Here is a 1,499-nt window from a genome sequence, read left to right on the forward strand (position 1 = left end):
ATTTTTCATCAATGATAAGAACTTTTTGAGTTCCCCTATTTGTAAGGGTATATGTTTTAGATATACCCTTTAAGTTAGCTAGGGCTTGACCTGTGTTCTTAATTCCTAAAGCGTCAGTAATATCTTTTGCTACCGCCCACCATTCGCCTTCATGGTCTACGAACCGAATGGGATAGCCGTTCCATTGTTCTGTTTTCATGGTGGGTCTCCTAACTGAAAAATAAGTCATCAATGGTGATATTTGGCTCAATCGCCCGAACCATGTCACGGATCTTCAGCATTTCGCTATTTGAAAATGGGGTCTTGCCTGTCTCTTTATTGTTGTAAGACTGTGTAGACACTCCCAGCGTTTTAGCCATACTTGCTTGGGTTTGCCCCAGCATAACCCTGTACCCTTTGAGTTTGCTCATTTGCTTGCCTCCTTCTTTTAAAAATTCCCTCCCCATAGGTTGAAAGATGAAAGGTGTTGGGGAGAGAGGTTTTCAGACACTTTTGTCTGATTGAGTAAGATTATAACAGACACTTTTGTACTATGCAACTACTTTTTGATTTTTTTAAAAGACATTTTTGTCTTTTTTCTAAGTAGATGTTATAATCTTCTATGAAAGGTGTAAAAATTATGAATAGGTTGAAAGAATTAAGAAAAGAAAAAAAGCTAACTCAGAAAGAATTAGCTAACGTTCTAAAAATAAATGAAAAGACAATCTCCCGTTGGGAAAATAACGAAAGTACCATAAAGTCAAATAAAGCCGAAACATTAGCAAACTTTTTCGGTGTTAGCATGGGTTACCTGCTGGGCTTTACGGATGATGTTAATCGTTACGATGATGAAGAAATTTATCAAGTACACGTAAAAGGGGAAAATGAAGCTTTTTTTGTAAGCTCTTCAAAAAGAGACTACGCCGAACAGCAAAAAGAAACAAAAAAACAATTTAGCAATTTCATCATCAAAAGTGGCTTCTTAATCTCTGATTATGAAATAGATACCGTTTTTAATCTACTGTCAGAAATGGATTTAGCAAATCCAAATACCAAAAAACACGCATTGTTTTTCAATAAATTCGCATACACACCTTTCAAGGAATTAGAACAACAAGGGTATTCAAAAGTCATCGAATTTTATAAAAAAATCCTTTCTGACTTAAGGCATTAAAATACCCGAGGATACTCATATCAAAATCTTTTCCGTCATTGGCTCAGACCGTACCATCTAGCACGCGCCCAGCGGATCAATCCAATAGCAATTTTAGAAAGGAAAGCATGAACTATTATTTAGACGAGTCAGGAAGTATCACCACGAGCAATAGCCAACATAATAGGTTTTTTATCATAGCTGGTGTAAGCACTCAAAACCCTAAAAAAGTAAAACGAGTTTTTAGAAAAGCCAAGCTTAACTACTTAAAGCACAATCCTGACCTAGAGCTTGATGTAAAGACCGAGATAAAAGGGTCAGAAATGCCTCTTGACTTTAAAGACTATGTTTTTACGCAACTGATAGA

4 protein-coding genes are annotated in these 1,499 nt (G+C 36.2%); 2 read left to right on the top strand and 2 right to left on the bottom strand.

The features are described from left to right. Both I2503_RS09325 and I2503_RS09330 read right to left on the bottom strand, forming a co-directional pair. The coding region (locus tag I2503_RS09325; RefSeq protein ID WP_282097733.1) for a BRO family protein at positions 1–199 on the bottom strand (199 nt) is incomplete at its 3' end. A 10-nt stretch (positions 200–209) separates the two neighbouring features. Further along, the gene (locus I2503_RS09330) at positions 210–410 is read right to left on the bottom strand and encodes a transcriptional regulator (protein WP_196967778.1); all 201 of its coding nucleotides are present in this window, start codon (positions 408–410) and stop codon (positions 210–212) included. Between the two features lie 209 nt (positions 411–619). Here I2503_RS09330 and I2503_RS09335 point away from each other — a divergent pair, with 209 nt between their 5' ends. Together I2503_RS09335 and I2503_RS09340 are read left to right on the top strand one after the other, a co-directional pair. Further along, positions 620–1,153, top strand: coding sequence for a helix-turn-helix transcriptional regulator (locus tag I2503_RS09335; RefSeq protein WP_196967779.1), 534 nt, complete (start codon positions 620–622; stop codon positions 1,151–1,153). A 107-nt stretch (positions 1,154–1,260) separates the two neighbouring features. Then, positions 1,261–1,499, top strand: a 239-nt coding sequence (locus I2503_RS09340; protein WP_196967774.1) for a DUF3800 domain-containing protein, incomplete at its 3' end; no start/stop codon positions are given.

This window comes from Streptococcus sp. NLN64 (genome assembly GCF_015831295.1).
In the GTDB taxonomy this organism is placed as follows: Bacteria; Bacillota; Bacilli; order Lactobacillales; family Streptococcaceae; genus Streptococcus.

What these genes read in the sequence shown, in the direction of transcription:
- I2503_RS09330 (WP_196967778.1), bottom strand. Translation starts at nt 410, where the DNA reads ATGAGCAAACTCAAAGGGTACAGGGTTATGCTGGGGCAAACCCAAGCA.
- I2503_RS09335 (WP_196967779.1), top strand. Translation starts at nt 620, where the DNA reads ATGAATAGGTTGAAAGAATTAAGAAAAGAAAAAAAGCTAACTCAGAAA.